We start from the raw sequence: 2,123 nt of genomic DNA on the forward strand, positions 1-2,123 counted from the left end.
CATGAAGGTCGGGTTGAAGGCACCCTTCTCCATGTACTCCTTCCAGTCCGGCGTGGCGGCGATCTTGGTCAGCAGGTCCACGTAGAAGGCGAGCTGCTCGGGCGTCACGCCGGCGGGCATGAAGATGCCGCGCAGCATCGTGTACTTGGTGGGAACGCCCGCTTCCTTGCAGGTGGGGACATCGTTCCACGACTGCGTCTCCGTCACCTTGGCCTTGAACGGCATGCGCTGGTCGTCGAACACGCACAGTGCGCGCAGCTTGCCCGCACGCCACTGGGCCACCGCCTCGATCGGGTTGTTGACCGTCGATTGCACGTGCCCGCCCACCAGCTGCACCGCCACCTCGCCGCCGCCCTTGAACGGCACGTAGATGAACTTGGTGCCGGTGGCCTTCTCCAGCGCCACCGTGATGATCTGGTCTTCCTGCTTGGAGCCGGTGCCGGCCATCTTGAACTTGCTCGGGCCCGCCGCCTTGGCCGCCGCAATGAACTCGGAGGCGTTCTTGTACGGCTGCTCGGCGTTGGTCCACAGCACGAACTGGTCGAGCGCCATCATCGCGACGGGCGTCATGTCCTTCCAGTTGAAGGGCACGCCGGTGGCCATGGGCGTGGTGAACAGGTTGGACAGCGAGATGATGATCTTGTGCGGATCGCCCTTGGCTTCCTTCACCGCAAGAAAGCCCTCGGCCCCCGCGCCGCCCGACTTGTTGACGACGATCAGCGGCTCCTTCATCAGCTTGTACTTGATGACGATGCCCTGCAGCAGCCGGCCCATCTGGTCGGCGCCGCCGCCGGTGCCCGCCGGGATCACGAACTCCACCGGCTTGGTGGGCTCCCATGCGGAAGCTGGCGTGGCAGCCGCCAGCGCCAGCATGGCCGCAGTGAAGACTGAGGCCCGGCAAGCGCGGGTGCGCGAAAAGAAGTTCTTCATCATGTTGTCTCCTGTGTAAGGTGCGCTCTTTTTTTTTGATGGATCTGAGCCGAGATGCGAACAGGGGCGATGGTGCGCGCAGGAATAACTCGGCCTGCTTGACCCTGGTCAACTTTTCAAAGATTTTGTCTTGGGGTTAGCCCGTGCCGAGCGAGGGCGGGCAAGCCCCGCCGAGCAGGCTGCGCGGGAGGAATTGCACACGAGCGAAAGGCCTGTGGCAGCACCGGCCGGATTCAGTTTTTCCTCGCATTCGGGCGGGATTCGGGTAAACCCTAAAATGGCGGTCATTTCCCGACCAACGAATCCCAGGAGTTTCCGATGTCTACCCTTGACCGATCGTCCAGCACGAGCGCATCTGGTGGCTTGGCTGGCGCGCTCAAGGCGCTCGCCGAAGAGGCCAGYGTGCTCGTTCAGGCCTTGCTCAGCCCCGGCAAGGTGATCGAGGAAGTCGAGCAGATGCGCGCGCTGCAGGTGCGCGCCGACCGCATCGAGGCCTCCGACCCGCTGCGCGCCGACGTGCTGCGCTGGCACGCCTCGCGCATCGGCCTGCGCTGAACCGGCCTCTGCGCGGCGGCACGGCGCCAAACTGGTAAAGTCCGGGCCGCCCTCCGTCTTCGTAGTTCAATGGATAGAACGGGGTCCTCCTAAGACTCAGATACAGGTTCGATTCCTGTCGAAGGCACCAAGGACCCGGTTCACGGCGTCTCACTCCACACCAGAAACCCGCACGTTTCCCCAGCGTAGCGGGTTTTTCTTTGCCTCGCGACGACACGCGGCGTAGCATCCCTTCCCACAGAAATACCGTCATTTTTGCCGGTACCTCGGAAATCCCCGTGACGAGATACCGTTAAGGAGTGGAGATGGCACTGACAGACACGTTTGTTAGGCAGGTGAAGCCCACCGGGAAGGCCAACGGCGACAAATATGCCGACGGCGCCGGCATGTACCTGCTGGTGAAGACTGCCGGGAAATACTGGCGAATGGATTACACCTTCGCCGGCAAGCGGAAAACGCTGGCGCTGGGGACCTACCCGGAGGTCTCGCTGGCCAAAGCCCGGGATCGCCGCGCCGCCGCCCGCGAGCTGCTGGCGGACGGGACCGACCCGAGCGCGGCCAAGCGCGAAGAAAAGAGAGCCCGAGCCGACGCGGCGGCGAATACGTTCGAGGCGGTTGCGCGCGAGTGGCTGGGAAAG

At 63.8% G+C, this 2,123-nt stretch carries 3 protein-coding genes and 1 tRNA gene; 3 read left to right on the forward strand and 1 reads right to left on the reverse strand.

Annotated elements, in window-relative coordinates:
* On the reverse strand, positions 1-930 hold a 930-nt coding region (locus tag AC1DOC_RS30740; protein WP_478131234.1), incomplete at its 3' end, for a tripartite tricarboxylate transporter substrate binding protein.
* A gap of 318 nt (positions 931-1,248) precedes the next feature.
* On the opposite strand from AC1DOC_RS30740, the gene AC1DOC_RS30745 reads away from it, so the two are divergent.
* From AC1DOC_RS30745 to AC1DOC_RS30755, 3 genes are all read left to right on the forward strand, one after another.
* Positions 1,249-1,485, forward strand: coding sequence for a hypothetical protein (locus tag AC1DOC_RS30745; protein WP_062365471.1), 237 nt, complete (start codon positions 1,249-1,251; stop codon positions 1,483-1,485).
* A 55-nt stretch (positions 1,486-1,540) separates the two neighbouring features.
* Positions 1,541-1,615 (forward strand) — tRNA-Arg (locus tag AC1DOC_RS30750).
* 175 nt (positions 1,616-1,790) lie between these two features.
* A partial coding sequence (locus AC1DOC_RS30755; protein WP_478131233.1) for an integrase arm-type DNA-binding domain-containing protein occupies positions 1,791-2,123 on the forward strand: 333 nt, incomplete at its 3' end.

This window comes from Variovorax sp. 01T439_2, from assembly GCF_056398445.1.